Raw genomic sequence first — 26,407 nt, forward strand, 5'->3', positions numbered from 1 at the left:
TCGGTGCTCGCTTGACAGTCGAGCCCAGTCAGCCGGCAGATGCAGATCTTGAGGACTTACGGCGCACCGTTTCGCGCAGCTCCACAACATCACGGGGCGCCCCACAGCCCACCGCTCGCTTGCCGCCAGTCGCCCCGTCGCCCCGTCGCCTGCGGCCCGCCGCCCGTCGGCCGTCGGCCCGCCGCCCGTCGGCCCGCCGCCCGTCGGCCCGTCGGCCCGTCGGCCCGTCGGCAGATCTTGAGGACTTACGGCGCACCGTTTCGCGCAGCTCCACAACATCACGGGGCGCCCCACAGCCCACCGCTCGCTTGCCGCCCGTCGGCCAGTCGCCCCGTCGCCCCGTCGCCTGCGGCCCGCCGGCCCGTCGGCCCGTCGGCCCGTCGGCCCGTCGGCCCGTCGGCAGATCTTGAGGACTTACGGCGCACCGTTTCGCGCAGCTCCACAACATCGCGGAGCGCTCCACAGCCCCACCGCTCGCCTGCCGCCCGGCCGCCGGCCGCCCGCCGCCCGCCGCCCCGTCGGCAGATCTTGAGGACCAGCGGTGGACCGTTTCGTGCAGGTGCACAAGATCGCGGAGGGGGCGCGGAGGGGGTGGGGTTGTTAGTTGTAGTGGACGGGGAGGTGTTTTATGCCGTTCAGCCAGCCGGAGCGTAGGCGTTGGGGGGCGCCGGCGAGGGAGATGGCGGGGGCGAGGTCGGCTATGGCGTTGAAGATGAGGTCGATTTCGAGGCGGGCGAGGTTGGCGCCGAGGCAGAAGTGGGCGCCGCTGCCGCCGAAGCCGAGGTGGGGGTTGGGGCTTCGCAGGATGTTGAAGGACTGCGGGTCGGTGAAGACGTCCTCGTCGTAGTTGGCGGAGCCGTAGAACATGGCGACCCGCTGGCCGGCCTTGATCGCCTGGCCGCCGAGTTCGGTGTCGCGGGTGGCGGTGCGCTGGAAGGCGTTCACCGGTGTGCCCCAGCGGACCATCTCGTCGACGGCCGTGCGCGGGCGTGAGGACTTGAACAGCTCCCACTGGTCGGGGTGTTCGAGCAGGGCCAGCATGCCGTGCGAGATGGCGTTGCGGGTGGTTTCGTTACCGGCGACGGCGAGCATCAGTACGAAGAAGCCGAACTCGTCGGTGGACAGGTGCTCCCCGTCGATCTCCGCTTTGACCAGTGTGGACACGATGTCGTCGCGGGGGCAGGTCTGCCTGTCGTCGGCCATCTGCATCGCGTAGCCGAGCAGCTCCATCGCCGATTCCATCGGGTCTTGAACGCCGGCGTACTCCGGGTCGTCGTAACCGATCATGGAGTTGGACCAGTCGAAGACGTTGCGGCGGTCGTCCTGCGGTACGCCGATCAGCTCGGCGATGGCCTGCAGCGGCAACTCGCAGGCGATCTCCGTGACGAAGTCGCCGGCGTCGCCGCGTTCCCGGGCCGACTCGACGATGCGGGCGGCGCGGGCGGTCAGCGTGGCCCGCAGGTTGTTGATGGCGCGCGGGGTGAAGCCGCGGGACACGATGGCGCGCTGCTTGGTGTGCTGCGGCGGGTCCATGTTGAGCAGGACCAGCTGCTGCATCTCGATGCGCTCGCGGGGCATGCCGGCCTGGAACCGTACGATCGCGGTGTTCTCCCGGCTGGAGAACGTCTCGCTGTCGCGGGACACCGCCATCACGTCGGCGTGTTTGGTCACCGCCCAGTAGCCCTCGTCGTCGAAGCCGGCGCTCCCCCGCTCCTGTGGGATCCAGCAGACCGGTGAGCTCCGGCGCAGCTCGGCGAAGTCGGCGTGCGGAATGCCGTGGACGTAGATCTCCGGATCGGTGAAGTCGACACGGGTGCGGGGCTCGGCCACGGCTCCTCCTACGGCAACAGGTTCTACCGCGTTCATACACGATGCCCGTTGCCGATGGTAGGTTCGATACGAGAACACGTTCTATTTGCAGGAGTGGGTGGTCGCGTGGGCGTGCCGGTGATCGTCGATGCGGTTCGCACTCCGATCGGGCGCCGTGACGGGTGGCTGTCCGGCCTGCACGCGGCCGAACTGCTCGGCGCGGCACAGCGCGCGCTGCTCGCCCGCGGTGCTGTGGATCCGGCCTCGGTGGAGCAGGTCATCGGCGGCTGCGTCACGCAGGGCGGGGAGCAGTCGAACAACATCACTCGTACGGCGTGGTTGCACGCGGGTCTCCCGTACCGCATCGGTTGCACCACCATCGATGCGCAATGCGGCTCCGCGCAGCAGGCCGCCCACCTGATCGCGGGTCTGATCGCGGCGGATGCGATCGCCGTCGGCGTCGCCTGCGGGGTGGAGTCGATGAGCCGGGTGCCATTGCGTGCCAACCTGGGCACCGCCGGCGTGCCACGGCCCGACTCGTGGGACATCGATCTGCCGAATCAGTTCGTGGCGGCGGAACGGATCGCGGAGCGGCGCGGGCTGAGCCGCGAGGATCTGGACCGGCTCGGGGTGCGCTCCCAGGCGAACGCGGCACGGGCCTGGGCGGAGGGCCGGTTCGACCGGGAGGTCACGCCGGTCGCGGGCGTCGGTCGCGACCAGGGCCTGCGGGAGACGACGCTCGGCGGGCTGTCGCGGCTGCGCCCGGTGCTGCCGGACGGCCGGCACACCGCGGGCACCTCGTCGCAGATCTCCGACGGCGCCGCCGCGATCCTGTTGATGGATGTCGATCAAGCTCGGCAGCTCGGCCATCGCCCTCGTGCCCGGATTGTGGCACAGTGTCTGGTGGGAGCCGAGCCGTACTTTCACCTGGACGGCCCGGTGACCGCCACCGAGCGGGTCCTGACCCGGGCCGGGATGAAGATCGACGACCTGGACCTGTTCGAGGTGAACGAGGCGTTCGCCAGCGTGGTGCTCTCCTGGCAGGGCCTCCACCGGGCGGATCCGGACCGGGTCAACGTGAACGGCGGGGCGATCGCGCTGGGTCATCCGGTCGGCAGCACCGGTGCCCGGCTGATCACCACCGCACTGCACGAACTGGAACGTTCGGACAACTCCACCGCACTGATCACGATGTGCGCGGGCGGCGCGATGTCCACCGCGACCATCATCGAACGCCTCTGAGCCTCAAGGAGAGAGTCGGATGGGCGAGTTGAGAACCCTGGTGCTGAGCTCGGTGGTTGCCATCGTGCTCGCGATCATCGGTGTCACCGCGGTCATGGCTGCGGTCAACCCGAGCGCCAGCGAGGTGGCGAGCAACACCTCCGGCGACGACCCGAACGTGCCGCCGGACTTCTACGGCACCCGCTGACGGTCGGCGGGCACGCCGCTAAGGCACCGCTGACGGTCGGCGGGCACGCCGCTACGGCACCCGCTGGCGGTCGGCCGGCACGCCGCCGAGCACCTCACGGATCACGTGAGCCATCCGGCGGCCCGCCCCTGGCCAGGTGAAACCCGAGGCGTAGGCACGAGCCTCGGCACCCATCCGCCGTCGCAGGCCGTGGTCGGCGAGCAGCCTGCCGGTGTGCGCCACCAGGTCGTCGAAGTCGTCGGCGAGCAGACCGGTGTGCCCGTCGAGGATCGCGTCGCGCACACCGCCGGCCTCCCGGAAGGCGACCGCCGGTGTGCCGCACGCGCCGGCCTCCATGATCGTCAACCCCCAGCCCTCCTTGAGCGACGGCACCAGCACCACCCAGCAGGAGGCGAGCAGCCGGTACTTCTCGCGCTCGGTGACAAAACCGGTGAACACGGTGCGCTCCGACACCCCCAGCTCCGAGGCCAGCTGCCGCAGCCGCGCCTCCCACCAGCCCCGGCCCGCGACGATCAGGCGCGCCTCCGGCAGCGCCACCAGGGCACGCAGGGCGAGCTCCACCCGCTTGTGCGGGACCAGACGTCCGAGAACGACCAGGCAGGGGTACGGCGTACGCGCGACCGGCTCTCCCCCCGCTCGGGTCAATCCGTTGTGGATGATCGTCACGCGCTCCGGTTCGACACCGAGGCCGGCCAGCTCGTCACGGGTGGCGGAGGAGACGGTGACGTACCGGGAGCGACGGTAGACCCGGGGTCCCGCAACGGACTCCAGCCACCAGCCGATCCGGCCGCACACCGGGCCCAGCACCACCCGCCACTGCTCACGGTGCACGTGGTGGACCACGACGACGGTGGGACAGCGTGCGTAGAGCGGCGACAGGAACGGCACACCGTTGCACACGTCCACGAGCACGTCGGTGCGGCCGAGACGCCCGGTCAGGTACGCCAGCGCCGCCCGCAGATAGACGGTGTGCCGGTTGCCGCGGCGCATCACGCGCACACCGGAGGGCAGCGTCTCGTCGGCCGGGGCGTCGTCGTGCGCCGCACAGAACAGCGTCACCCGGTGACCGCGCCGGATCAGTTCGGCGGCGACCCGCTCGGTGTAGATCTCGGACCCGCCACCCTCGGGGTTACGGGTGTCGCGCCAGTTGAGGAAGACGATGTGGTGGGGGCCCGCGGTGCGCCCCCGTCCCACGACGCGGCCTCGTCCCACGGTGCGGCTCAGTGCCATGGCGCGGCTCAGTGCTGCGGCACCGGCGTGGGCTCCGGCTTGGCGTGGGCTGGTGCGCTCTCGCGGCGCGGGCGGTTGCGGCGCGCTATCAGGAAACCGGCCACCAGCAGGGCGATCCCGAGGACGACCAGGCCGATCGGCAGGTACCGGCCGAGCAGCAGCAGCTGGCTGCGGCCGTTCGACGCCTGCTCACCGACAACGTCCAGGGTGGCCTGGTCGTACTGCAGGTCGGCGTCGAAGATGACCACCGGGCTGCCGGAGTTCGGCACCAGCTCGCGGCGCTGCTGCTCGCGGTAGCCGACGATGGCCCCGGTCTGCGGTTCCACCCACAGCGTCCGGTTGGCCTGGTAGTTGACCGTGCCGGTGGTCGCGCCGGGTGCCAGGAAGCCGAGCAGGGCGCTCAGCTGCTGCGGGTTCATGTCGACCACCTGCTGCGGCACCTGCTGCACGAACCGGTACGCCGGGATGTTGTTGAACTCCTCCTCGGCCTGGTACTCCATCGGCAGCGCGTGGTGCAGGGACGAATCCCAGTATTGATACGTGGTCTTCTGGGTGCCGAACGGGAAGAGGTAGAGCTGGCCCTCGAACTGCACGTTGCCCGGGACACAGGCGATGTTCTGAGACGGGTCCTCCTTCGTCTCGTTGTGGCACTGCCCCTCCCACGGCACGGCCGCACCGGAGACCCGGTCGAGCGCGATCCGGCTCTCCGACCGGTTGATCGCCTCGCCGGTGTCGGCCCGGTCGGTCGCGTGGTACACGTTCCAGATCAACGTGTTGTCGGCGAGGTCACCGGTGAGGCCCGCGGCGGCCTCGAAGTCGGGCTTGATGCCGGTGCGCGAGCGCAGTCCGGCGTTCTCCACGACCACCTGCAGCGAACCGTCGGGCAGCTGCTTGGCCTGCACGAACGAGGCATTCTGCCCCTCGACGGTGACATCGGGCGGCACCAGGTCGAGCGGCACCTTCCGCTGGGAGGGAACGATCACCCAGACAAGCGCGCCCGCCAGGAGCAGGCAGAGCAATCCCAGCCCGAAGAGGGCCGCACCTGTGATCCGCCGCTTCATCGCGTCCTCCACAAAGTAGAACGCGTTACAATCTACTGCCCCGTAACATAGATGGAAACCCCTGCGGTTTCGCAGGATGCGGCGGCTTTCACGAACCCGCCCCCGTCAGGGATGCTGGCTGCTCACCGAGATGACTTCACCGGTGAGGTAGGAGGCGTAGTCGCTGGCCAGGAAGGCGACCACGGTGGCGACCTCCCACGGGTGGGCAGCCCGGCCGAATGCCTCGCGGCCGGCCAGGTCGGCCAGTTCGTCATCGCCGATCACTCTGTTCAGGAACGGGTGGGCGGCGAGGCTCGGTGCGACCGCGTTGACGCGGATGCCGTGCGGGGCCATTTCCAGGGCGGTGCACCGGGTGAAGGCCATGACGCCCGCCTTGGCCGCCGCGTAGTGGGCCTGACCGGCCTGGGCCCGCCAGCCGAGCACGGAGGCGTTGTTCACCACCGCTCCCCCGCCGCCCTGGGCGATCATGTGGCGCAGGGCCGCGCGGGTGCAGCGGAAGGTGCCGGTCAGCGTGACGTCCAGAACGCGGGACCACTCGTCGTCGGTCATCTCGGTGACCTGGCGGTCGCCGCCGAGGCCGGCGTTGTTGACCAGAACGTCGAGGCGCCCGTAGCGGTCGACGGCGCCGTCGGTCAGCCGTCGCACGTCGCCCTCGTCGGTGACGTCGCAGGGGATCGTCCACACCCGGGCCGGGTAGGCGTCGGAGAGGCGGTCCCGGATCTCACCGAGCCGGCGCTCGTGGCTGTCACCGAGGACCACCCGGGCGCCCTCGTCCAGGCAGCGCCGGGCGACCGCCGAGCCGATCCCGGCACCGGCCGCCGCGGTGACTACCACGACCTTCCCGGACAGCAGGCCACGCCCGGCCGGCGGCCGAGGGCCGGACCCGCCCGGAACCAGCAGACCCGGCGGTGGCGGCGCCGACGCCGCCGGGGAAGCGGAGCCCATAGGCGAGCCGGAAGCGGCGCCCACAGGCGAGCCGGAAGCGGGAATGGACGCGGCAGTTGGAGGAGGGCCGGAGGCGGCCACGGGCGGATCGCTCACCGGCGGTCCTGGCGAGGAAGGCCGAGCACGCGTTCGGCGACGATCCCGCGCTGGATCTCGTTGGAGCCGCCGTAGATGGTGTCGGCGCGACTGAAGAGAAAGAAGCGTTGCCAGCGCTCGGCCTCCTCGGGGCTCGCGCCCGCTTCCAGGACGTCCATCGCCAGCTCACCGAGGCCTTGGCGCCAGCGGGTCCAGAGCAGCTTGACCACCGACGGGTTGCCGGGCGGCGGCTGGGGGGCGGCCAGGCTGCGCAGGGTGTGCGAGCGCAGCACCGTCAGGTCGATCCAGGCGCGGGTCAGGCGTTCCCGCAGGGCCGGCTCGCCGGCCGCGCCGTTGCGGCGGGCCAGGGCGACCAGGTCGTCGAGGTCGCGCTGGAATCCGACCTGCTGGCCGACGGTGGCGGCGCCGCGCTCGTAGGCGAGCGTCGCCATGGCCACCTTCCAGCCGTCGCCGGGCCGGCCGACCACCAGATCATGGGCGGTGCGTGCCTCGTCGAAGAAGACCTCGTTGAACTCGCTGTCGCCGGTCAGCTGCCGGATGGGGCGGACCGTCACGCCGGGCTGCCGCATCGGGACCAGTAGATAGGAGAGGCCGCGGTGGCGGGGCTCGCCCTCGACGACGGGTGACGTGCGGGCGAGGACGAAACACCAGTCGGCGACGTGTGCCAGCGACGTCCACACCTTCTGCCCGGTCAGCACCCACTCGTCGCCGTCGAGGCGGGCGCGGGTGGTGACGCCGGCCAGGTCGGAGCCGGCACCGGGTTCGGAGTAGCCCTGGCACCACAGCTCGTCCACGGCGGCGATGCCGGGCAGGAACCGGGCGCACTGGGCGGCACTGCCGTGGTCCATGAGCGTCGGCCCGACCATGGTGGTGCCGATGTGGTCCACCCGGCTGGGGGCGCCGGCTCTCGCGTACTCCTCGTGAAAGATCACCTGCCGGCTGAGTGACGCGCCGCGCCCACCGTGCGCCACCGGCCAGGCCAGGGTGCTCCATCCGGCGGCCGCCAGGCGCCGGGCGAAGGCCAGGCGCTGCGGGAAGGCCTCGTTCTCGCGGCCGGGGCCACCGGCGCCGCGCACCTCGTCGGTGAGGTTGGCGGCGAGCCAGTCCCGCACCTCGACACGGAACGCCTCGACACCAGACGCCTCGACACCAGACGCCTCGACACGGAACGCCTGGACACCGAACGCCTGGACACGGAACGCCTCGTCGTCGGCCACTGGCGCCACCTCCCGGATCACGCGTACTCTCACCCTACCGACCAAGCACTTGCTTGGTAAACACCGGAAAACCGGATGCAGGCCCGGGAAGCCCACCCGGAAGCAAGCCGGATGAAAACCCGGATGGAGGCCCGGATGGACGAGACCATCCCGGCGGCGGTGAGGCGGGCGGCGCAGCGGTTCGGCGCCGCGACGGCGCTGGTGGAACCGGGTGCGGGCCGATGGAGCTTTGCCGGGCTCCTCGACGAGGTCCGCACGGTGGCCAGGGCGTTTCTCGCGTCCGGGATCAGGCCGGGCGACCGGGTCGCCATCTGGGCGCCGAATACCGCGCAGTGGCTGTTCGCCGCGCTCGGTGCGAGCTATGCGGGCGCCACGCTGGTGCCGGTCAACACCCGCTACCGGGGTGCCGAGGCGGCCGACGTGATCGGCCGCAGCGGCGCCCGCGCGCTGATCGTCACCGGGCCGTTCGTGGGCCGGGACCGTCTCGCCGAGCTGGCCGCGACCGACACGCCGCTGCCCGACCTGGTGGTGCGGCTGCCGGAGTGGGCGGCGTTCCTGCACCGGGCCGGTGAGGTACCGGTCGAGGAGGCGGATGCCCGCGCGGACGCGGTCCGGCCGGACGACGTCAGCGACATCCTGTTCACCTCGGGCACGACCGGGCGCAGCAAGGGCGCGATGAGCGCGCACCGGCAGGCGCTCGGCGTGGCCGGTGCGTGGGCGGAGATCGGCGGGCTGGGGCCGGACGACCGCTATCTGGTGGTGAACCCGTTCTTCCACAGTTTCGGGCTCAAGGCCGGCATCCTGGCCTGCCTGCTCAGCGGGGCCACCGTGGTGCCGATGCCGGTCTTCGACGCCCGCCGGGCCCTGGAGCTGATCGAGGCGGAGCGGATCACCGTGCTGCCCGGGGCGCCGACCCTCTACATCAGCCTGCTCGACCATCGCGACCGTGCCGCCCACGACCTGTCGTCGCTGCGGCTGGCGGTGACCGGGGCGGCGACCGTGCCACCCACTCTCGTCGAGCGGATCCGGTCCGATCTGGGGTTCACGACGGTGCTGACGGCGTACGGGCTGACCGAAGCGGTCGTGGCGACGATGTGCCGGCCGGGTGACAGCGCCGAGATCGTGACGCACACCAACGGGCGGGCGGCGGCCGGGTGCGAGGTGCGGATCAGCGAGCACGACGGTGAGGTGCTGCTGCGCGGGCCGAACGTGATGCTGGGCTATCTGGACGACCCCGACGCCACAGCGGACGCGATCGACGAGGACGGGTGGCTGCACACCGGCGACGTGGGGCGGCTCGACGAGCAGGGCAACCTGATCATCACCGACCGGCTCAAGGACATGTATGTCTGCGGCGGCTTCAACGTCTACCCGGCCGAGGTGGAACGGATCCTCGCGGAGCTGCGCGGTGTCGGTGAGGCGGCCGTGGTCGGTGTGCCCGACAAGCGGCTCGGTGAGGTGGGCAAGGCGTATGTCGTACCGCGGCCCGGGCACGGTGTCTCGGTGATCGAGGTGATCGAGTTCTGCCGCCGGCACCTCGCCGGGTACAAGGTGCCGCGCACCGTGGAGCTGCGGCGCGAGCTGCCGCACAACGCCTCCGGCAAGGTCGTCAAGTACCTGCTGAAAGAGGGGCCGGCGCGGTGAAAGAGGACGGCGGCGAGGTGGAGTACCAGCGGCGCGGCCCGGTCGCGCTGGTCACCATGAACCGGCCGCGCTACCGCAACGCGCAGAACTCGGCGATGACCTACGCGCTCGACGACGCGTTCACCCGCGCCGTCGACGACCAGGACGTCGCCGTGATCGTGCTCGCCGGCGCCGGCGAGCACTTCTCCGCGGGCCACGACATCGGTACACCGGAGCGGGACGCCGACACGTCCTTCCCCCGCCGGGCGGTGCAGTGGTGGGACCACACGCCGCGGGCGGGCGCCGACCGGCGGTACGCCCGGGAGATGGAGGTCTACCTGGGGATGTGCCGGCGGTGGCGGGAGATGCCGAAACCGGCGATCGCGATGGTGCAGGGCGCGTGCATCGCCGGTGGGCTGATGCTGGCCTGGGTGTGCGACCTGATCGTGGCGGCCGAGGACGCGTTCTTCGCCGATCCGGTGCTGCGGATGGGCATCCCGGGAGTCGAGTATTTCGCCCATCCGTGGGTGCTCGGGCCCCGGATCGCCAAGGAGGTGCTGTTCACCGGCGAGAGGTTCGGAGCGCGTCGCGCGTACGAAATAGGCATGGTCAACAAGGTCGTGCCCCGCGACGAGCTGGAGAGTACGACGCTGGCCCTCGCCGGCAAGGTCGCCGGTATGCCGGCGTTCGGCCTGGCCCTCGCGAAACGTGCGGTGAACCTGTGCGAGGACCAGATGGGGATGCGCTCCGGGATGGACTCGGTGTTCGGCCTGCACCACGTCGCACACTCCCACAACGCCGAAGTCAGCGCCGATCCTCTTGGTGGTCTGGACGCGGCAGCGATGAAAAGAGCGGCGAAAGAAGCCGCACAGTGAACCTCGACCTGGACGCGGAAGCGATCGCGTTCCGTGACGAGGTGCGGGGGTGGCTGGCCGCGAACGTTCCCGGCGCCGAGGCCGACCGGGCGTGGGAGCGCCGGCTCGCGGAGGCCCGGCTGGCGATGGTGTCGTGGCCGGTCGAGTACGGCGGACGGGCCGCTCCCCCGCTGCACGCGCTGCTGTTCGACGAGGAGTACCACGCCGCCGGCGCACCCACCCGGATCGGCCAGAACGGGCTGTTCCTGCTGGCACCGACGCTGCTGGCGCACGGCACCCCGGAGCAGTGCGCGCGGATCCTGCCGCCGATGGCCCGCGGCGACGAGGTGTGGGCGCAAGCCTGGTCGGAACCGGACGCCGGCAGCGACCTGGCCGCCCTCCGCTCCCGGGCGGTACGCGTGGACGGCGGCTGGCTGCTCACCGGCCAGAAGACGTGGAGTTCCCGCGCGGTGGTCGCGGACCGGGCGTTCGGGTTGTTCCGCTCGGACCCGTCGGCGACCCGGCATCGCGGCCTGACCTACCTGATGTTCGGCCTGCGCGCCGACGGGGTCACGGTCCGGCCGATCCGGCAGCTGGACGGCACGGCCGGGTTCGCGGAGATCTTCCTGGACGAGGTTTTCGTGCCGGACGCCGACGTGATCGGGACGCCCGGGGACGGCTGGCGGGTGGCGATGAGCACTGCCGGTCACGAGCGGGGGCTGACCCTGCGCGGTCCGGGCCGGTTCACGGCGGCGGCGGAGCGGCTGGTCGCCCTCTGGCGATCGGATCCGGACGAGGCCCTGCGCGACCGGGTGGCGGACGCGTGGATCGGGGCGCGGGCCTATCGGATGCAGGCGTACGCCTCGCTGGACACCCCGGTGCCGCCCAGCGCGACGAAGCTGTTCTGGTCCGAGCTGGACGTCACCCTGCACGAGACCGCGCTCGACGTGCTGGGTCCGCGCGCCGAGATCGAGCCGGCCTGGACCGCCGGATACCTGTTCGCGCTGGCCGGGCCGATCTATGCGGGGACCAACGAGATCCAGCGCGGCATTCTCGCGCAGCGCGAACTCGGGCTTCCGAGAGACTCCGGTACGCGATGAGGCTCACCCCGTCGCCGGAACAGGCCGCCTTCGCCGCGAGCGTGCACGACCTGCTCTCCGCTGATCCCGGCGCGGCGATCCCGGCGCTGGCCGAGGTGGGCGTCACCGGTCTGATGGTGCCGGAGCGGTGGGGCGGGCTGGGCGGCACGACAGCCGATCTCGTGGTGGTCGCCGAGGAGTTGGGGCACCACGCGGTGCCGGGGCCGCTGGCCGAATCGGTGGCGGCAGCCCCGGCGCTGCTGGCGGGCATCGGCGGCGGGCTTGCCGAGAAATGGCTGCCGGAGCTGGCCGCCGGCCGGGTGATCGCGACGCTGGCGGCGCCGCCGTGGCTGCCCCTCGCCCCCGACGTGGAGAGCGCGGGCCTGGTGCTGCTGGCCGAGGAGGACTCGGTGCGGATCGGGCGGCCCGGTCCTGCGTACCCCTCGATCGATCCGGCCCGGCGCCTGACCGATATCGGTCGCGGCAGCGTCCTGGCCGAGGGACCGGAGGCGGCCGCCGCGGTGCGCGACGCGATCGACGCGGGTGCGCTGGCCTGTGCGGCGCAGTTGCTCGGCGCGGGGCGCGCGCTTCTGGAGACCACCATCGGGTACGCCCGGGAGCGCACCCAGTTCGGCCGGCCGATCGGATCCTTCCAGGCGGTGCAGCACCGGCTGGCGGACGTGGCAGTGGGCCTGGAGTTCGCCCGGCCGCTGCTGCACGCCGCCGCGGTCACCGGCAGCTCCCGCGACGTGTCGGCGGCGAAGGTGGCCTGCGGTGCGGCCGCACACCTGGCCGGCCGGGCCGCGCTGCAGGTGCACGGTGCGATCGGCTACACCCAGGAGTACGGGCTGGGCCGATGGCTGACCAGGGTGCAGGTCCTGAGGAACGCGTGGGGAACGGCGGCGCGGCACCGCGCCCGGGTGATGGAGGAGGCACCGTGAGCGAGGAGCGGGAAGCGCTGCGCGAGGCGGTGCGCGGTCTGCTGGCCGGGCACGCCACCCGGGCGGCGATCGAGGAGCCGGGCGGTTACGACGCCGGGCTCTGGGCGCGGCTCTGCAAGGAGATCGGCGTGGCCGGTCTGGCGATACCGCAGGGGTACGGCGGAGCCGGCGCCGGCCTTCTGGAAACCCATGTCGTGCTCGAGGAACTCGGCCGGGGCCTGACGCCGGGCCCGATGCTCAGCTGTGTCCTCGCCGGCGAGGCGCTGCTGCACGCCGATGACGAGGAGGCCCGCGCGCGGCTGCTGCCCGGGATCTGCACCGGTGAACGGGTCGTCACGGTCGCCTTCTCCGGCCACGACGGTCCGGCCGGGGAGGCCGGCAACGTGCTCGACGTCGCGGACGTCTTCCTCGTTGCGGACGCCGGCGGCACGCTGTGGGAGGCCCGCGCCGCGGCGGTGCACGCGGAGAACTCGCTGGATCTGACCCGGCAGCTCCACACGGTGCGCTTCGAGAGCGCCGGGGCCCGGCGGCTCGGCACCGGCGTGCGGCAGCATCTTGAGGCGGTGGCGTGCGTGGCGCTCAGCGCGGAACAGGTCGGTGCGGCGGGCCGCGCGCTCGAGCTGACGCTCGATCATGCGAAGACCCGCTTCCAGTTCGGCCGGGCGATCGGTTCGTTCCAGGTGCTGCAACACCGGCTTGCAGAAGCACACGTACGCCTGGAAGCCGCCCGCTCCGCGTCGTGGACCGCCGCGGAAGCCCTGGTGGCGGGCGCTCCGGAGGCGTACCGGCTGGCGTCGGTGGCGAAGGTCTGCTGCTCGGAGACGTTCCAGGCGGTAGCCGCCGACATGGTGCAGGTGCACGGCGGGATCGCCATCACCTGGGAACACGACGCCCATCTCTACCTCCGCCGCGCGTACGCCTCGTCCCGGCTGTTCGGCTCTCCTTCCCGGCATGTCGGGCGTCTCGCCGCGGCCGCGGGTCTCACCTGACGCATCGAGGCTTTAGCATGTTCCGGTGCTTGTACCCGGGATCGTGCTGAACGGCCGTTACCAGCTGACGCAGCGGATCGCAGCCGGCGGCATGGGTGAGGTGTGGCGCGGCAAGGACGCGCTGCTGCACCGTGAGGTCGCGGTCAAGGTGCTCCTACCTGCGCTGATGGCGGATGCCGAGTTCATCACCCGGTTCCGGACCGAGGCGCGGATGATGGCCGCACTGCGCCACCCCGGCATCGTCCAGGTCTACGACTACGGGGAGAACGCGACGACCGGCGACGACCGGTTCGACTTCCTGGTGATGGAGTTCATCGAGGGCACCCCGCTGGGCAAGCGGGTCCAGCAGGCCGGGCGGCTCGGTGCCGCCGAGACGATGACGATCGTGGGCCAGGTCGCCGACGCTCTGCAGGCCGCCCACGAGGCCGGGATCGTGCACCGCGACGTCAAGCCGAGCAACCTGCTGGTCCGGCCGGGCGGCGCGATCGTGCTCGTCGATTTCGGGGTGGCGCGGTCGGCCGGGATCACCGGCATCACCAGCACCAACGTGGTGATGGGCAGCGCCCATTACATGGCTCCGGAGCAGGCCGAGGGCCGGCCGGTGTCGGCCGCGACGGATGTGTACGCGCTGGGCGCTGTCGCGTTCACCTGCCTGGCCGGCCGCCCGCCGTATGTGGGGGACAATCCCCTCGCGGTGCTGGCCCAGCTGGTGCACGGGCAGCCGCCGGTGCTGCCGGGTGATGTGCCGCAGGCGGCTGCCGCGGTGGTGATGCGGGCGCTCGCCAAGAATCCGGCGCAGCGGTTCCCTAGCGCGGCGACGCTGGCCGAGGCGGCGAAGGAGGCTGCGGAGAACCCGTCGGCTCCAGTTCCGCCTTCCTCTCCCGCTCGGCCTTTCTCGGCTGTTCCGCCTTCCTCTCCTGTTCCGCCGTCGCTTTCCGTTCCGCAGGCGTCTGCGTTTCCCGGGCTGCAGGCTTTCGGGCCGGCATCTGCAGGTTCGGATTCGGATTCGGGTTCGGGTTCAGATTCGGGTTCGGGTTCGGGTTCGGGTTCGGGTTCGGGTTCGGGTTCGGGTTCGGGTTCGGGTTCGGCGGAGGGTCCCGCGGTGGGCGGCCGGCGGCGGACAGCTGCTCTGATAACGGCGGGTGCGGTGGTGGCGGCGCTGGCCGGTGCCGGTGTGGTCTACGCCCTTCAGCCCTCCGGCGACCGGGGGCAGGTCGATCAGCCGGCGGCGGGCGCGCAGGGCTTCCCCGCACCGGAGGACTTGCCGATCAGCGAGCCGGAGCAGTCGGCGACCGGGAAGCCGCAGCAGCCGGGTGCTCCCGCGCGCTCCTCGTCACGGGTGCCGGGACGCAGCCTCGAACCGGCCACGGCGCCGTCTCCGTCGACGGCCGTGACGAGCGGGACCGTGACCCCCGGCCCGAGCGCGACCGCCACGGGACCGGCACCGTCGTCGCCGGCCGCGAGCCAGACGGCGAACAAGTACAAGCCGGTCGACCTGTGCGGCAGCGGCTACAAGGTGATCGACAAGGCGGCGCTGAAGGACAGCGGTGGGGTGCAGGGGCGGGTCTACCTGCTCCACCACGCCGGGACCGGTGGGAACTGCGTGGTCACCCTCAAGACGACTGATGTCGGGACGAAGACTGACATGTCGGCGTACCTGCAGGTGGAGGGCGCGGCGGAGGCGGGCGACAGCGGGTCGTTCGGCTACTACGCCGGGCCGATCCGCGCGGCGGCTGACGCGACATGTGTCCGGTGGGGCGGTTCGGTGGGTGCGGCGGTGTACGAAAGCCCGTACGAGCACTGCGGCTGAGTCACCCGGCGTTCTCCATGCCGCGCAGGTAGGTCTTGTCCGTCAGGATCGTGTCGACCTGGGCGGCGACCGCCTGCGTGGTGGCCTCCACCGACTGCTGGCGGGCCAGGACCGCGTCGATGTTGGCCGGGCTCACGGCCAGCCCGGGTATGTAGATCCAGCCCTCCGGCAGGTCCTTGCCGCTCTTGGCGTGTTCCGCCTGGATCCGGCCGGCCACCGCGCCCTTCACGAAGTGTTCCGGTGAGACCAGCACCAGGTGGCTCTCCTTGACCGCGGCCAGCGACCGGGGATCCAGGTCGAACGCGCCGGCGACCCACTTCCCGCCGATCTCCTTGCGGATCGCGGCCAGGTTCCACCCGTCGGCGTCGCCGGTGCCGAGGAACGCCAGGGCACCCGGGTTTGCCTTGATCAGCGTGCGCCAGGCGGCCTGGTTGGCGGAGGTGTCCTGCTTGGTGTCGAACGGGCCGATCACCGTCACACCGGGCAGCTTCTCCTCGATGCGCTCCCGGATGCCCTTGGCCCGGCGGTCCAGCACCTTGGCGCCCGGGTTGGAGGTGCCGATGACAACGGTCCCGCCGCCGCCGGCTGCGCTGGCCGCTCCGCCGGTTGCGCTGGCCGCTCCGCCGGTTGCGCTGGCCGCTCCGCCGGTTGCGCTGCTGGGCATCTTGGCGAGGGCCAGGTCGGCGAGCATGCGGCCCAGCTCGTAGTTGTCGTTGCCGATGAAGAGCCCGACGTCGGCGGCGGCGAGCGGCGGGTTGTCGACCGCGATGATCGGGATGTCCTCGGCGACGGCGTCCGCGATCGGCCTGGCGAAGATCTCCATGTTCAGCGTGAACACCGAGATGCCGTCGTCGGCGGTCTTCTTCAGGTCCTGGAAGATCTGCAGCTGCCGGGGGCCGTCGACGATGTCCGGGCCGGTCACGGTCGCGTTCACGCCGCCCACCCGGGCCACCCCGGCCTCGAACCCGTGACCCATCTCGACCGCGAAGTTGAGCTTCGAGTTGGCCACCACCAGCGCGATGCCGGGCGTCTCATTATCGCCCGAGCCGGAACACCCGCACACGGTGAGCAGAAGGGCGGCGCCGATGCCGCCGAGCCGATGCCTCATGACAACCCCCGGTTCGGTCCCCAGTATGGGCGGCTGCCCTGGCTCCGGGTGGCGCATTCCTCAACACCGCCCGGCACCGGCCGATCTGATCTCCGGTGGGGAGGCCGTATCACCTTCCGGTGACGGCCCGCAGCGCAGGGAGGCGAGATGCCCGGACGAGCCCCGAGGCGGAAGGTCGCCGCTCGTGGCGCGGTCGTCGGCCTGTCGCTGGGCGTCGTCGCGCTCGCCGGGCTGGCCGTCTTCAGCACCTCCGGCAACGCGGAGACCACCCGGCACGTCCGGCAGGTCGCCGAGCAGAGCGATCAGTGGGCCGAGCTGAACCTCAACGTCAGCATGGGCTCCGATGCGCTCGCCGACTACCAGCGGGGAAGCAGTGCGGCCGGGCGGATCCCGCTGGAGTCCGCGATCGGCTCGGCGAACGGGAACCTGGCCTGGCTCGCCAACTACGGTGACCTTACCGACGTCGAGCAGGCAGCCGAGGCGACGAGCATCTACGCCGGCTACGCCAGGACGATCCGGGACCTCGCCGCCGCCGATGACATCGGCGACCGGGAGAAGGTCGAGGTCCTGGCTCAGCAGGCGTCGCTGGCGACCTCCACGCTGCGCAAGGCGGCGATAAACCAGGTCAGCCGCAAGCGGCTGGACATGGACCGCTACCTGGCGGACGTCGAGCAGCGCAACGAGCGCCTCCTGATGGCCGCCGCGATCATCCTCTGCGTCGACCTGGTGCTGCTGGCCGTCTGCGCGACGGTGCTGCTCGGCTACCAGCGCCGGGTCGAGAGCGAGGCCAGCGAGCACCAGCGCAGGGCCCTGCACGACAGCCTCACCGGCCTGGCGAACCGCACCATGCTCGGCGCGCGGATCGAGGAGGCAATGGCCGACGCCGACCAGCACGAGGAGCCGTTCGGGCTGCTGATCCTGGACCTGAACCGGTTCAAGGAGGTGAACGACACGCTCGGCCACCACGTCGGTGACCTGCTGCTGCAGGAGGTCGCGGCCCGCCTGTCCGCCGCCGTCCGCGACACCGACACGGTCGCCCGGCTGGGCGGGGACGAGTTCGCCGTACTGTTGCCGCAGTCAGCCTCGGCCGATGCCTGCCTGGAGTCGGCCCGCCGCCTGCTGGACCGCGTGCAGGGCCCGGCCGACCTGGCCGGCGCCAGGGTCGACATCAGCGCCAGCATCGGCGCCGCGGTCTACCCCTTCCACGGCACCAACGCGGTCGAACTCTTCCAGCGCGCCGACATCGCCATGTACACCGCCAAACGCTCCCGCTCCGGCGCCGCCATCTACCACGTCGGCATCGAGACCCCCCAGCCGAAGTCCCAGCCTGCCGAGCTCCAGCATCCCGAGCTCCAGCATCCCGAACCCCAGCCCGAGCTCCCCCAGCCGATCCGCGAGCACCGCCACGACCTCAGCGCCCTCGACCAGCCCCACCGGCCGGCGCCGATCACACCTGATCGATCTCGCTGAGCCGGGACAACCAGCTGGCCGTGAGAGGGGTGCTCCGGCCCGAAAAACACCACTGAGCACCAGCCAAGACAACCAGCTGGCCGTGAGAGGGGTGCTCCGGCCCGAAAAGCACCACTGAGCACCAGCCAAGACCGCCAGCTGGGCGTGAGAGGGGTGTCCCGCCCCGAAAAACACCACTGAGCACCAGCCGGACACGGGTCAGCCCGCATTCGAACCGCCGCGGGCCTCCACCCTGAAGGGTGGCTAGATCCAGTCGGTGTGGCGGGGCCAGGCCAGGAGGGTGTCGACCACTTCGGGGGCCTCGTGGGGGGAGACGGCCGCGGTGCCGGTGTAGCGGCCCTTGTGGAACAGCAGGGGGCCGGTGTCGCGGCACTCGCCCAGCGCTGTCACGCGGCCGACGACGATGGAGTGGTCGCCGCCCGGGTGGATGGCCTCGATGCGGCAGTCGGCCCAGGTCAGGGCGCCGGCCAGGATGGGGGCGCCGGAGGGGGCCGCGGTCCACGGGACGCCGGTGAACTTGTCGGCGCCGCGGAGGCCGAAGGAGCGGGAGAGGTCGCGCTGGTCGTCGGCGAGGACGTTGACGCAGAAGTGGCCTCGGGCGCGGACGCGGCGCCAGGTGTCGGAGGTGTCCTGGGGGCAGAAGAGCACCAGCGGCGGGTCCAGCGACAGCGGGGTGAAGGCCTGGCAGGCGAAGCCGGCGGGACCGTCGGCGTCGTGGGTGGTGACGACCGTGACGCCGGTGCAGAAGTGGCCGAACACCCGGCGGAAGCGCCGGGTGTTCACGCCTACCGGAACAGTGGTCAATGTCCGCCGCCGCCGGTGAAGAAGCGGTGGCCCCAGATGCTGTGCGCGGTGGTCTGGCGGGCCACCCAGGTCGGGTCGTCGACGGTGAGGCCGCCGGTGCCGTACTCGATGTCGAAGCCGCTGGGTGTGCGCACGTAGAAGGAGATCATCGCATCGTTGGCGTGCCGGCCGAGCGTGGAGATCATCGGGGCTTTGTGGCGGCCGCAGCGGTCGATGGCGCGGCCGACGTCGTCGATGGTCTCGGTCTCGACCATCAGGTGGATGAGGCCGGTGGGTGCGGGAATGGGTGCGAGGGCGACGCTGTGGTGGCGGGGTCCGCAGCCGAGGAAGCGCATCCAGAGCGGCTTGTCGCTGGGCGGCAGGCCGATGTGCTCGGGGACGAGCCGCATCGAGTCGCGCAGCCGGAAGCCCAGCACCTCGGTGTAGAAGCGCAGGCCGGCGGCGTCGTCGCGGGACGGCAGGACGATGTGGCCCATGCCCTGGTCGCCGGTGACGAACCGGGTGCCGTACGCGCTGAGCGCGGGCCGGGTGTCGAGGGCCGCACCGCAGAAGAACTCGAGGCGGTTGCCGGACGGGTCGTCCACGCTGATCATCTGGGCCACCCGGCGGTCGGCGAGGTCGTCGGCCGGTTTGACCGCGACGCCGGCGCCTTCCAGGGCCTCGCCGAGGCGGGCCAGCGCGGCCGGGTCGGCGACCTCCCAGCCGCTGGCGACCAGCCGGTCCTGCGAGCCGGGCGTGACGACGATGCGGGCCGGCAGGTCGTCCATCCGCAGGTAGGCCGCCTCCGGGGAGGGGCCGCGGCCGAGCGTCATGCCGAGGACCTTGACGCCGAACTCACGCCACGCGTCCACGTCGGTGGATTCCACCCGCAGATAGCCGAGCGATCGGACGAGGTTCATGAGCGATCCCCTTTCACCGGAACCGAAGCGAGAAAATCGATCGCCAGGCGGTTGAACTCGTCGAACTTCTCCAGGTGGGCCCAGTGGCCGCAGCCGCCGAAGACGTGCAGCCGGGCGTTGCGCAGCAGCTTGAGGGCGACGAGCGCACCGTCGAGCGGGTTCACCCGGTCCTCGCGGCCCCAGACCAGCAGGACCTCGTGACGCAGGCGGTGGGCGTCGCGCCAGAGCAGTCCCTCCTCGTACGTCTGCGGGTTGCTGAACGAAGCACCCATCTCGCGCATGGCGCGCAGCGCGGCCGGGTCGCTCGCGGCCCGGAAACGTTCGTCGATGAGCTCGTCGGTGACCAGGCGCGGGTCGAAGACGAGGGTGCGCAGGAACGCGGCGAGCCGCTCCCGGCTGGGTGCGGCGCCGAACGCGCCGAGCCGCTTGACACCCTCGGTCGGGTCGGCGGCGAAGACGTTGAGGCTGAGGCCGCCGGGGCCCATCAGCAGCAGGCGGCGGGCGCGCTTCGGGAAGAGCAGGGCGAAACGTACGGCGGTGCCGCCCCCGAGCGAGTTGCCGACCAGGTCGACCTGTTCGAGACCGAGCTTGTCGAGCAGTTCGGCGAGCGCGGTGGCGGCGTGGGTGAAGTACTGCCCGGTGATCGGGTCGCCCAGGGAGCCGCCGTATCCGGGCTGGTCGACAGCGAGCACGTCGAAGTGGGAGGCGAGCACGGGCACCGTACGCCCGAAGTTGCTCATCGCGGACGCACCGGGACCGCCGCCGTGCAGAAGGACCACCGGTGAGCCGGCGCCCTCCCGGTGAAAGGTCAGCGTCATGATCACACCATCGCGTCGTTGAGCGGCAGGCCGAACTCGCCGCGGCCGAACATGGACAGCGCGCGCTCCGGGTCGTTGATCGCGTGCACCCGGCCGGAGTGTGCGTCGCGCCAGAAGCGCTGGATCGGGGTGCCGACGGCGAGGGCCCGGCCGCCGGAGTTCTCGAAGAGGCGGTCCACCGCGCGGATCGCCAGCTCGGTGCCGCGGACCTGGTCGCGGCGGACCCGCAGGCGCAGCGGCATGGGCAGTTTCTCGCCGGCCGTGGTGAGCTCCATCAGCTCGGTCATGTTGGTCTTCAGCGCCAGCCACGCGGAGTCGACGTCGCTCGCCGCCTCGGCGACCCGGACCTGCGAGTGCGGATCCTCGGCGGCCTTCACGCCGACATAGGAGGCGCGGACCCGCTGCCGGGTGTAGTCGACGTGCGCCTGGTAAGCACCGGTGGCCATCCCGATGATCGGGGTGGTGATCGCGTAGGAGAACAGCGACGCGTACGGAATCTTGAAAAGCGGCCCGGGGTTCTGCTCCTGGCCGGGGCACAGACAGCGGGCCGTGTCGTTGAAGCTCAGCGATCGGTACGCCGGGACGAACGCGTCCTCCACCACGATGTCGTTGCTCCCGGTCCCCCGCAGCCCGACGGTGTTCCAGACGTCCTCGATGGTGTAGTCGGCGATCGGCAGCAGGAACGTCTTGAAGTCGGCGGGTGAGCCGTCCTCGCCGGGCGGGACGATGCCGCCGAGCAGCACCCAGGTGGCGTGGTCGCAGCCGGACGAGAAGCTCCAGCGGCCGCTCACCCGGTAGCCGCCGTCGACTGCGGTGATCCGGCCGGTCGGCGCGTAGGACGAGGAGAGCCGGGTGCTCGCGTCCTCCGCCCAGACGTCCTGTTGTGCCTGGTCGGGGAAGAGCCCGAGCTGCCAGTTGTGCACGCCGATCACCGAGGCGACCCAGCCGGTGGAGCCGCAGGCGGAGGCGATCTCGCGCACTCCGGCCAGGAAGGTGAGCGGGTGCGCCTCGAGACCGCCGAACCGGGTGGGCTGGAGCAGCCGGAAGAAGCCGGTCTCGGCGAGCGATTTCACCGTCTCGGGCGAGAGGGCCCGGCGGTCCTCGGTCTCCTGCGCTCGCTCCCGTAGAACGGGTAACAGGTCGTGCACTCCGGCGAGGACCGCGTCCATGAGATCACTCCTGCGGGTTGGCCTGGATGTCAGACGTTCCCTATACTAGAACACGTTCTACTTACGGACCAGATCCGGAGCGGCTCATGAGCATCGACGGGCAACCACGCACCATCGACACCGGGGCTCCACCGGCCAGGTTCGCCCGAGGCTGGCACTGCCTGGGCCTGGCCGAGCACTTCCGCGACGGCAAACCCCACGCGATCGAGGCCTTCGGCACGAAACTCGTGGTCTTCGCCGACTCCGGCGGAGCACTGCACGTGCTGGACGGTTACTGCCGCCACATGGGCGGCGACCTCACCATGGGCACCGTCAAGGGCGACACCATCGCCTGCCCGTTCCACGACTGGCGGTGGCGCGGCGACGGCCGGTGCGACGCCGTGCCCTACGCGCACCGGGTCCCGATGAGAGCCCGCACCCGCTCCTGGACGACCTGCGAGGAGAACCGCCAGCTCTTCGTCTGGAACGACCCGCAGGGCCGGCCGCCGGCGCCCGAGGTCGCGATCCCCCGCATCGAGGGCGCCTTCTCCGACGAGTGGAGCACCTGGACGTGGGATTCGGTCCGGATCGAGGGCGCCAACTGCCGCGAGGTCATCGACAACGTGGTCGACATGGCGCACTTCTTCTACATCCACTTCGCTTTCCCGACGTTCTTCAAGAACGTCCTGGAGGGCCACGTGGCGGCACAGTTCCTGAACACCCGGCCCCGGCCGGACGTCGAGATCACCGCCAGCCAGTCCGGCGACGCCACGCTGCGGTCCGAGGCGGCGTACTACGGCCCGTCGTACATGATCGACAACCTGTACCACAACTGGCACGGCATCGACGTCGAGTCGATCCTGATCAACTGCCACTACCCGGTCACGCCGAACTCGTTCGTCCTCCAGTGGGGCGTGATCGTCAAGCGGCTGCCCGGCCTGTCCGCCGAGCAGGCGGCCAAGGCGGCGGCCAAGTTCGCCAAGGGCATCGGCGTCGGCTTCCTGCAGGACGTGGAGATCTGGCAGAACAAGACCCGCATCGACAACCCGCTGCTGTGCGCCGAGGACGGCCCGGTCTACCAGCTCCGCCGGTGGTACGAGCAGTTCTACGTCGACACCGAGGACGTCACCGACGACATGACAGCGCGGTACGAGTTCGAGGTCGACACCACCCGGGCCGTCGCGACGTGGGAGGCCGAGGTCGCCGAGAACCAGGCGCGGATGGCCTCGTGAACGAGCGCCGCGAATATCTGGAGGGCGGCCTCGTCGACGTCGGCTGCGAGGTCTGCGGCACGCCGGTCCGCGCCGGGAGGAAGAGCGCGATGCAGACGAGCGTCCAGTGGTCCGGCCGGGCGTGCGAGCGCCTGGCCGAGGCCGCCGGCGACCGGCCGACAGCCCTGGTGCCGACCTGCACCTACCTGCGGGAGAGCCTCGACCGCGCGATCCGTGAGGGCCGCCTGGAGGTGAGCTGATGCCCGACTTCCACCGGATCACCGTCGCCGAGGTGATCACCGAGACGCCGGACGCCTGTTCGCTGATCCTCGACAAGACGTTCGACTACCGCCCCGGGCAGTACCTCACGGTGCGCACTCCCGCCGGGACACGCTGCTACTCGCTGGCCAGCTCGCCGTTCACCGACACCGCGCCCAAGGTCACCGTCAAACGGGTCCGGGACGGCAAGGTGTCCAACTGGATCTGCGACAACGTCCGCGCCGGCGACGTCCTCGAGTTCTCCGAACCGGCCGGCACGTTCACTCCGGGGTCGCTCGACGACGATCTGCTGCTGCTGGCGGGCGGCTCGGGCATCACCCCGATCATGGGGATCATCAAGGCCGTCCGTGCGCGCGGGCAGGGCGATCTTTCTCTTCTGTACGCCAATCGCGATCCCGGTTCGATCATCTTCAAGGACGAGCTGGACGCGCTCCTGCCGGTCACCCACTGGCTCGACGACGAGAGGGGCGTGCCGACCGCTGAGGCTCTGGCAGAGGTGCTCCGGTCGTACCCCCGAGGTCGTGATGTTTTTGTCTGTGGCCCGGAAGCGTTCGTCGCGGTCACCGAGAAGGCGCTGCGGCTGGCCGGCGTGCCCCCGTCGCGGATCAGGGTGGAACGGTTCGAGATCGAGCAGGTGGACAGCCGGGAGGCGATCGCCGAGGTGACGATCGACGGGCAGACGCATGTGCTGCCGTGGGGGCCCGGCATGCGGCTTCTGGACGTGATCATCGAGGCGGGGCTGAACCCGCCCTATTCGTGCCGGCAGGGGCAGTGCGGTGCGTGCGCGGTGCGGATGCTCAGCGGCGACGTGGACCTGGTGAACAACGAGGTGCTCGAGGAGGAGGACTTCGCCGAGGGGTACATCCTGGCCTGCCAGGCGGTCCCGCTCACCGACCGGGTGACGGTCACCTACTACTGAGTTCGCGGGCTATGCCGATCAGCTGGTCCTCCTGGCCGCCGACCAGGCGGCGCTCGCCCGCCCGGACCAGGATCTCGGCGCCGGAGACCTGATAGCGCTCGGCCAGCGACCAGGCATGCAGCAGGAAACTGGAGTAGACGCCGGCGTAACCCATGGTCAGAGCCATCCGGTCGAGCTTGCACTCGTCCGGCATCGCGGGGCGCACCACCTCCTCGGCGGCGTCCACGATCTTGAAGAAGTCGACGCCGGTGGAGATGCCGAGCTTGTCGCAGGCGCCCACGAAGGCCTCGACCGGCGTATTGCCGGCACCGGCACCGAACCGGCGGGTGCTGCCGTCGATCTGCCGGGCGCCCGCGCGGTGGGCCAGGATCGAGTTGGCCACACCCAGGCCCAGGTTCTCGTGGCCGTGGAAGCCGACCTGCGCGTCGCTACCCAGCTCGGCCACCAGGGCCGCCACCCGGTCGGTGACCTGGTCCATGACCAGCGCGCCGGCCGAGTCCACGACGTAGACGCACTGGCAGCCGGCGTCGGCCATGATCCGGGCCTGCTTCGCCAGCGCCTCGGGCGGTGTCGAGTGGGCCATCATCAGGAAGCCGACGGTCTCCAGGCCGAGGTTGCGGGCCAGGCCGAAGTGCTGGGCGGCGATGTCGGCCTCGGTGCAGTGGGTGGCGATCCGGCAGACCGAGGCGCCGTTGCCGGCCGCGGCGCGGATGTCGTCGAAGAGGCCGACGCCGGGCAGCATCAGGAAGGCGATCCTCGCGCGGGTGGCGGTCGCGACGGCCGTCCTGATCAGCTCCTGTTCGGGCGTGTGGCTGAAACCGTAGGTGAACGAGGAACCGCCCAGCCCGTCGCCGTGCGCCACCTCGATGACCGGTACGCCGGCGCCGTCCAGGGCGGCGACGATGCTCGCCACCTCCGGCGCGGTGAACTGGTGGCGTTTCGCGTGGGAGCCGTCCCGCAGCGTCGAATCGGTGATCCTCAGGTCAGGCAAGTCGCTCACCCACCCGGGTCGCCGCCGCGGTCATGATGTCCAGGTTCCCCGCGTACCCCGGCAGGAAGTCGGCCGCCCCCTCGATCTCCAGGAAGATCCCCACGCGGAGGACGTCGCCCACCGGGTCGAACTGGGGTTCGTCGGTCAGCCGGTAACCCGGCACGTACCGCGCGATCTCCCCGGCCATCGACTTCACCGACACCGAGATCGCCTCGGTGTCGGCGGCCCTGTCCACCGCACAGAAGATCGTGTCCCGCATGATCAGCGGTGGCTCGGCCGGATTCAGCACGATGATCGCCTTGCCGCGCCCCGCTCCCCCGATCGTTTCCAGGCCGCGGCTCGTGGTCCGGGTGAACTCGTCGATGTTGGCCCTGGTACCGGGCCCGGCCGACCGCGACGCCACGGACGCGACGATCTCCGCGTAGCTGACCGGCGTCACCCGCGACACGGCGTGAACCATCGGGATGGTGGCCTGTCCGCCGCAGGTGATCAGGTTGAGGTTGGGCGCGTCGCGGTGCTCACCCAGGTTGACCTCCGGGACGACGCAGGGGCCGATGGCTGCCGGGGTGAGGTCGATCGCGCGGATCCCGGCTTCGGCGTACCGCGGCGCGTTGGCCCGGTGCACCGCCGCCGACGTGGCCTCGAAGACCAGATCGGGACGGGTGTCCTGGGCGAGCAGCCAGTCGGCGCCGCCGGTACCGGTGGCCAGTCCGTGCTCCGCGGCGCGGCGCAGGCCGGGGCTGTCCTGATCGATTCCGGCCATCCAGCGCGGTTCGATCACCGGGGAGCGCAGCAGCTTGTACATCAGGTCGGTCCCGATGTTCCCTGATCCGACGATGGCGGCGGTGAGCGTTGCGGTCATGCGGCGGGTTCCTTTCCGAAGGCGAGACGCACCTCGCCGAGACCCGTGAAGACCGCGCGGAACTCGTCTCCCGGGTGTGCGTCGACCGCGCGGGCGCAGGCACCCGGCAGGATGAGATGGCCGGCCCGCAGCCGTACTCCGAAGTCCGCGACAGTGCGCGCCAGCCAGGCCACCGCGGTCACCGGATTGCCCAGCACGGCGTCCGACCGGCCCCGCGCCACCGCTTCAGCTCCGCGATACAGAACGGCGTCGATACCACGCGGATCAAGATCTTTTGGGGGTACGCGGGAAGCGCCCACGACGAACCCCGCCGAAGAAGCGTTGTCGGCGATCGTGTCGGCGAGACTGATCTTCCAGTCGGCGATCCGGCTGTCGATCAACTCGATGGACGGTGCGAACGCCTCGGTGGCCGCCAGCACGTCCTCCTCGGTGCACTCATGCCCCGGCAGATCGGCGCCGAGCAGGAAAGCGACCTCGATCTCCACCCGCGGGTAGCAGTAGCGCCCCGCGTCCGCCGGTACGGTCTCGCTGAGCCGCATATCGGCGAGCAGATGGCCGTAGTCGGGCTCGTCCACCCCCATCATCTGCTGCATGGCCTTCGACGACAGGCCCACCTTGTGCCCGACCACGGTCCCGGCCCGGCGGCGGATGTTGTGCAGCTGGATCTCGTAGGCGTCCGCCGCCCCGAGCTCGGGAAACTCGTCGACCAGCGGGGCGATCGGCGTGCGGTCGCGCTCCGCCGCGAGGAGCCGATCCGCGAGCCTTGCGATGTCATCCCGCGCGATCATGGCCATCTCCCGTCTCGGCCGAGCTTG

Annotated in this window: 25 protein-coding genes; 12 read left to right on the top strand and 13 right to left on the bottom strand. The window is 71.2% G+C overall.

The genetic code is table 11. The annotated features are described in order from the left end of the window. Positions 1–600: 600 nt before the first annotated feature. Positions 601–1,830, bottom strand: coding sequence for a cytochrome P450 (locus ACFQV6_RS07415; RefSeq protein WP_378026586.1), 1,230 nt, complete (start codon positions 1,828–1,830; stop codon positions 601–603). 105 nt (positions 1,831–1,935) lie between these two features. Here ACFQV6_RS07415 and ACFQV6_RS07420 point away from each other — a divergent pair, with 105 nt between their 5' ends. Next, complete coding sequence (locus ACFQV6_RS07420; RefSeq protein WP_378026692.1) at positions 1,936–3,051, top strand: steroid 3-ketoacyl-CoA thiolase; 1,116 nt, start codon at positions 1,936–1,938, stop codon at positions 3,049–3,051. Between the two features lie 19 nt (positions 3,052–3,070). Next, entirely contained in the window at positions 3,071–3,238 is a 168-nt protein-coding gene (locus tag ACFQV6_RS07425) for a hypothetical protein (RefSeq protein ID WP_378026587.1), read from the top strand. A 51-nt stretch (positions 3,239–3,289) separates the two neighbouring features. Here the strand turns inward: ACFQV6_RS07425 and ACFQV6_RS07430 are convergent, their stop codons facing one another. The 4 genes from ACFQV6_RS07430 to ACFQV6_RS07445 form a co-directional block, all read right to left on the bottom strand. Beyond that, on the bottom strand, positions 3,290–4,432 hold the full coding sequence (locus tag ACFQV6_RS07430; protein ID WP_378026588.1) for a glycosyltransferase family 4 protein: 1,143 nt from the start codon (positions 4,430–4,432) through the stop codon (positions 3,290–3,292). A 44-nt stretch (positions 4,433–4,476) separates the two neighbouring features. Beyond that, positions 4,477–5,529, bottom strand: coding sequence for a DUF3068 domain-containing protein (locus ACFQV6_RS07435; protein WP_378026589.1), 1,053 nt, complete (start codon positions 5,527–5,529; stop codon positions 4,477–4,479). Between the two features lie 105 nt (positions 5,530–5,634). Then, a complete protein-coding gene (locus tag ACFQV6_RS07440; protein ID WP_378026590.1) occupies positions 5,635–6,474 on the bottom strand; it encodes an SDR family oxidoreductase in 840 nt (279 codons plus the stop codon). A 92-nt stretch (positions 6,475–6,566) separates the two neighbouring features. Further along, positions 6,567–7,820 (bottom strand): acyl-CoA dehydrogenase family protein, encoded by a 1,254-nt coding sequence (locus ACFQV6_RS07445; RefSeq protein WP_378026591.1) that lies wholly within the window; start codon positions 7,818–7,820, stop codon positions 6,567–6,569. Between the two features lie 102 nt (positions 7,821–7,922). Here ACFQV6_RS07445 and ACFQV6_RS07450 point away from each other — a divergent pair, with 102 nt between their 5' ends. The 6 genes from ACFQV6_RS07450 to ACFQV6_RS07475 are packed head-to-tail and all read left to right on the top strand — an operon-like array spanning position 7,923 to position 15,083. Then, positions 7,923–9,431, top strand: a complete 1,509-nt coding sequence (locus ACFQV6_RS07450) for a FadD3 family acyl-CoA ligase (RefSeq protein ID WP_378026693.1) — start codon at positions 7,923–7,925, stop codon at positions 9,429–9,431. After that, positions 9,428–10,285, top strand: a complete 858-nt coding sequence (locus ACFQV6_RS07455; protein ID WP_378026592.1) for an enoyl-CoA hydratase — start codon at positions 9,428–9,430, stop codon at positions 10,283–10,285. The genes ACFQV6_RS07450 and ACFQV6_RS07455 overlap by 4 nt, the downstream gene beginning before the upstream one ends. After that, entirely contained in the window at positions 10,282–11,364 is a 1,083-nt protein-coding gene (locus ACFQV6_RS07460) for an acyl-CoA dehydrogenase family protein (protein ID WP_378026593.1), read from the top strand. The genes ACFQV6_RS07455 and ACFQV6_RS07460 overlap by 4 nt, the downstream gene beginning before the upstream one ends. Beyond that, positions 11,361–12,284, top strand: coding sequence for an acyl-CoA dehydrogenase family protein (locus tag ACFQV6_RS07465; RefSeq protein WP_378026594.1), 924 nt, complete (start codon positions 11,361–11,363; stop codon positions 12,282–12,284). The genes ACFQV6_RS07460 and ACFQV6_RS07465 overlap by 4 nt, the downstream gene beginning before the upstream one ends. Next, a complete protein-coding gene (locus ACFQV6_RS07470) occupies positions 12,281–13,273 on the top strand; it encodes an acyl-CoA dehydrogenase family protein (RefSeq protein ID WP_378026595.1) in 993 nt (330 codons plus the stop codon). Before ACFQV6_RS07465 ends, ACFQV6_RS07470 begins: the two co-directional genes overlap by 4 nt. A gap of 25 nt (positions 13,274–13,298) precedes the next feature. Then, positions 13,299–15,083 carry a protein kinase gene (locus tag ACFQV6_RS07475; protein ID WP_378026596.1) on the top strand — a complete coding sequence of 595 codons (1,785 nt, stop codon included), beginning with the start codon at positions 13,299–13,301 and terminating at the stop codon, positions 15,081–15,083. A gap of 1 nt (position 15,084) precedes the next feature. Here the strand turns inward: ACFQV6_RS07475 and ACFQV6_RS07480 are convergent, their stop codons facing one another. Continuing rightward, positions 15,085–16,191, bottom strand: a complete 1,107-nt coding sequence (locus ACFQV6_RS07480; protein ID WP_378026597.1) for a sugar ABC transporter substrate-binding protein — start codon at positions 16,189–16,191, stop codon at positions 15,085–15,087. A 147-nt stretch (positions 16,192–16,338) separates the two neighbouring features. Between ACFQV6_RS07480 and ACFQV6_RS07485 the strand changes: the two genes are divergently transcribed. Further along, positions 16,339–17,661 carry a diguanylate cyclase domain-containing protein gene (locus ACFQV6_RS07485; RefSeq protein WP_378026598.1) on the top strand — a complete coding sequence of 441 codons (1,323 nt, stop codon included), beginning with the start codon at positions 16,339–16,341 and terminating at the stop codon, positions 17,659–17,661. 243 nt (positions 17,662–17,904) lie between these two features. On the opposite strand, the gene hsaB is transcribed toward ACFQV6_RS07485, so the two are convergent. From hsaB to hsaA, 4 genes are read right to left on the bottom strand one after another with little or no spacing between them, the layout of a single operon-like run. Then, positions 17,905–18,465, bottom strand: coding sequence for a 3-hydroxy-9,10-secoandrosta-1,3,5(10)-triene-9,17-dione monooxygenase reductase subunit (hsaB, locus tag ACFQV6_RS07490; RefSeq protein WP_378026599.1), 561 nt, complete (start codon positions 18,463–18,465; stop codon positions 17,905–17,907). Next, on the bottom strand, positions 18,462–19,364 hold the full coding sequence (gene hsaC, locus ACFQV6_RS07495; protein ID WP_378026600.1) for an iron-dependent extradiol dioxygenase HsaC: 903 nt from the start codon (positions 19,362–19,364) through the stop codon (positions 18,462–18,464). Before hsaC ends, hsaB begins: the two co-directional genes overlap by 4 nt. After that, complete coding sequence (gene hsaD / locus ACFQV6_RS07500) at positions 19,361–20,182, bottom strand: 4,5:9,10-diseco-3-hydroxy-5,9,17-trioxoandrosta-1(10),2-diene-4-oate hydrolase (protein WP_378026601.1); 822 nt, start codon at positions 20,180–20,182, stop codon at positions 19,361–19,363. Before hsaD ends, hsaC begins: the two co-directional genes overlap by 4 nt. A gap of 2 nt (positions 20,183–20,184) precedes the next feature. Beyond that, positions 20,185–21,351 carry a 3-hydroxy-9,10-secoandrosta-1,3,5(10)-triene-9,17-dione monooxygenase oxygenase subunit gene (gene hsaA / locus ACFQV6_RS07505; RefSeq protein ID WP_378026602.1) on the bottom strand — a complete coding sequence of 389 codons (1,167 nt, stop codon included), beginning with the start codon at positions 21,349–21,351 and terminating at the stop codon, positions 20,185–20,187. Between the two features lie 86 nt (positions 21,352–21,437). Here hsaA and ACFQV6_RS07510 point away from each other — a divergent pair, with 86 nt between their 5' ends. The 3 genes from ACFQV6_RS07510 to ACFQV6_RS07520 are packed head-to-tail and all read left to right on the top strand — an operon-like array spanning position 21,438 to position 23,739. Further along, complete coding sequence (locus tag ACFQV6_RS07510; protein ID WP_378026603.1) at positions 21,438–22,562, top strand: Rieske 2Fe-2S domain-containing protein; 1,125 nt, start codon at positions 21,438–21,440, stop codon at positions 22,560–22,562. Then, positions 22,559–22,801: a hypothetical protein gene (locus ACFQV6_RS07515; RefSeq protein ID WP_378026604.1), complete on the top strand. Its 243-nt coding sequence runs from the start codon at positions 22,559–22,561 to the stop codon at positions 22,799–22,801. Before ACFQV6_RS07510 ends, ACFQV6_RS07515 begins: the two co-directional genes overlap by 4 nt. Further along, positions 22,801–23,739, top strand: a complete 939-nt coding sequence (locus tag ACFQV6_RS07520) for a 2Fe-2S iron-sulfur cluster-binding protein (RefSeq protein WP_378026605.1) — start codon at positions 22,801–22,803, stop codon at positions 23,737–23,739. Before ACFQV6_RS07515 ends, ACFQV6_RS07520 begins: the two co-directional genes overlap by 1 nt. Here ACFQV6_RS07520 and dmpG read toward each other — a convergent pair. From dmpG to ACFQV6_RS07535, 3 genes are read right to left on the bottom strand one after another with little or no spacing between them, the layout of a single operon-like run. Next, positions 23,726–24,730: a 4-hydroxy-2-oxovalerate aldolase gene (dmpG, locus tag ACFQV6_RS07525; RefSeq protein WP_378026606.1), complete on the bottom strand. Its 1,005-nt coding sequence runs from the start codon at positions 24,728–24,730 to the stop codon at positions 23,726–23,728. The two genes, ACFQV6_RS07520 and dmpG, sit on opposite strands and share 14 nt — an antisense overlap. Beyond that, positions 24,723–25,592 carry an acetaldehyde dehydrogenase (acetylating) gene (locus tag ACFQV6_RS07530; protein ID WP_378026607.1) on the bottom strand — a complete coding sequence of 290 codons (870 nt, stop codon included), beginning with the start codon at positions 25,590–25,592 and terminating at the stop codon, positions 24,723–24,725. The genes dmpG and ACFQV6_RS07530 overlap by 8 nt, the downstream gene beginning before the upstream one ends. Continuing rightward, the gene (locus ACFQV6_RS07535; protein WP_378026608.1) at positions 25,589–26,380 is read right to left on the bottom strand and encodes a 2-keto-4-pentenoate hydratase; all 792 of its coding nucleotides are present in this window, start codon (positions 26,378–26,380) and stop codon (positions 25,589–25,591) included. Before ACFQV6_RS07535 ends, ACFQV6_RS07530 begins: the two co-directional genes overlap by 4 nt. Between the last annotated feature and the right edge of the window lie 27 nt (positions 26,381–26,407).

It is taken from the genome of Actinoplanes sp. GCM10030250 (genome assembly GCF_042666575.1).
GTDB lineage: Bacteria > Actinomycetota > Actinomycetes > Mycobacteriales > Micromonosporaceae > Actinoplanes.

Coding starts and splice junctions, on each gene's coding strand:
- ACFQV6_RS07425 (WP_378026587.1), top strand. CDS start 3,071: ATGGGCGAGTTGAGAACCCTGGTGCTGAGCTCGGTGGTTGCCATCGTG.
- ACFQV6_RS07435 (WP_378026589.1), bottom strand. CDS start 5,529: ATGAAGCGGCGGATCACAGGTGCGGCCCTCTTCGGGCTGGGATTGCTC.
- ACFQV6_RS07440 (WP_378026590.1), bottom strand. CDS start 6,474: ATGGGCTCCGCTTCCCCGGCGGCGTCGGCGCCGCCACCGCCGGGTCTG.
- ACFQV6_RS07450 (WP_378026693.1), top strand. CDS start 7,923: ATGGACGAGACCATCCCGGCGGCGGTGAGGCGGGCGGCGCAGCGGTTC.
- ACFQV6_RS07465 (WP_378026594.1), top strand. CDS start 11,361: ATGAGGCTCACCCCGTCGCCGGAACAGGCCGCCTTCGCCGCGAGCGTG.
- ACFQV6_RS07480 (WP_378026597.1), bottom strand. CDS start 16,191: ATGAGGCATCGGCTCGGCGGCATCGGCGCCGCCCTTCTGCTCACCGTG.
- ACFQV6_RS07485 (WP_378026598.1), top strand. CDS start 16,339: ATGCCCGGACGAGCCCCGAGGCGGAAGGTCGCCGCTCGTGGCGCGGTC.
- hsaC (WP_378026600.1), bottom strand. CDS start 19,364: ATGAACCTCGTCCGATCGCTCGGCTATCTGCGGGTGGAATCCACCGAC.
- hsaD (WP_378026601.1), bottom strand. CDS start 20,182: ATGACGCTGACCTTTCACCGGGAGGGCGCCGGCTCACCGGTGGTCCTT.
- hsaA (WP_378026602.1), bottom strand. CDS start 21,351: ATGGACGCGGTCCTCGCCGGAGTGCACGACCTGTTACCCGTTCTACGG.
- ACFQV6_RS07510 (WP_378026603.1), top strand. CDS start 21,438: ATGAGCATCGACGGGCAACCACGCACCATCGACACCGGGGCTCCACCG.
- ACFQV6_RS07520 (WP_378026605.1), top strand. CDS start 22,801: ATGCCCGACTTCCACCGGATCACCGTCGCCGAGGTGATCACCGAGACG.
- ACFQV6_RS07530 (WP_378026607.1), bottom strand. CDS start 25,592: ATGACCGCAACGCTCACCGCCGCCATCGTCGGATCAGGGAACATCGGG.
- ACFQV6_RS07535 (WP_378026608.1), bottom strand. CDS start 26,380: ATGATCGCGCGGGATGACATCGCAAGGCTCGCGGATCGGCTCCTCGCG.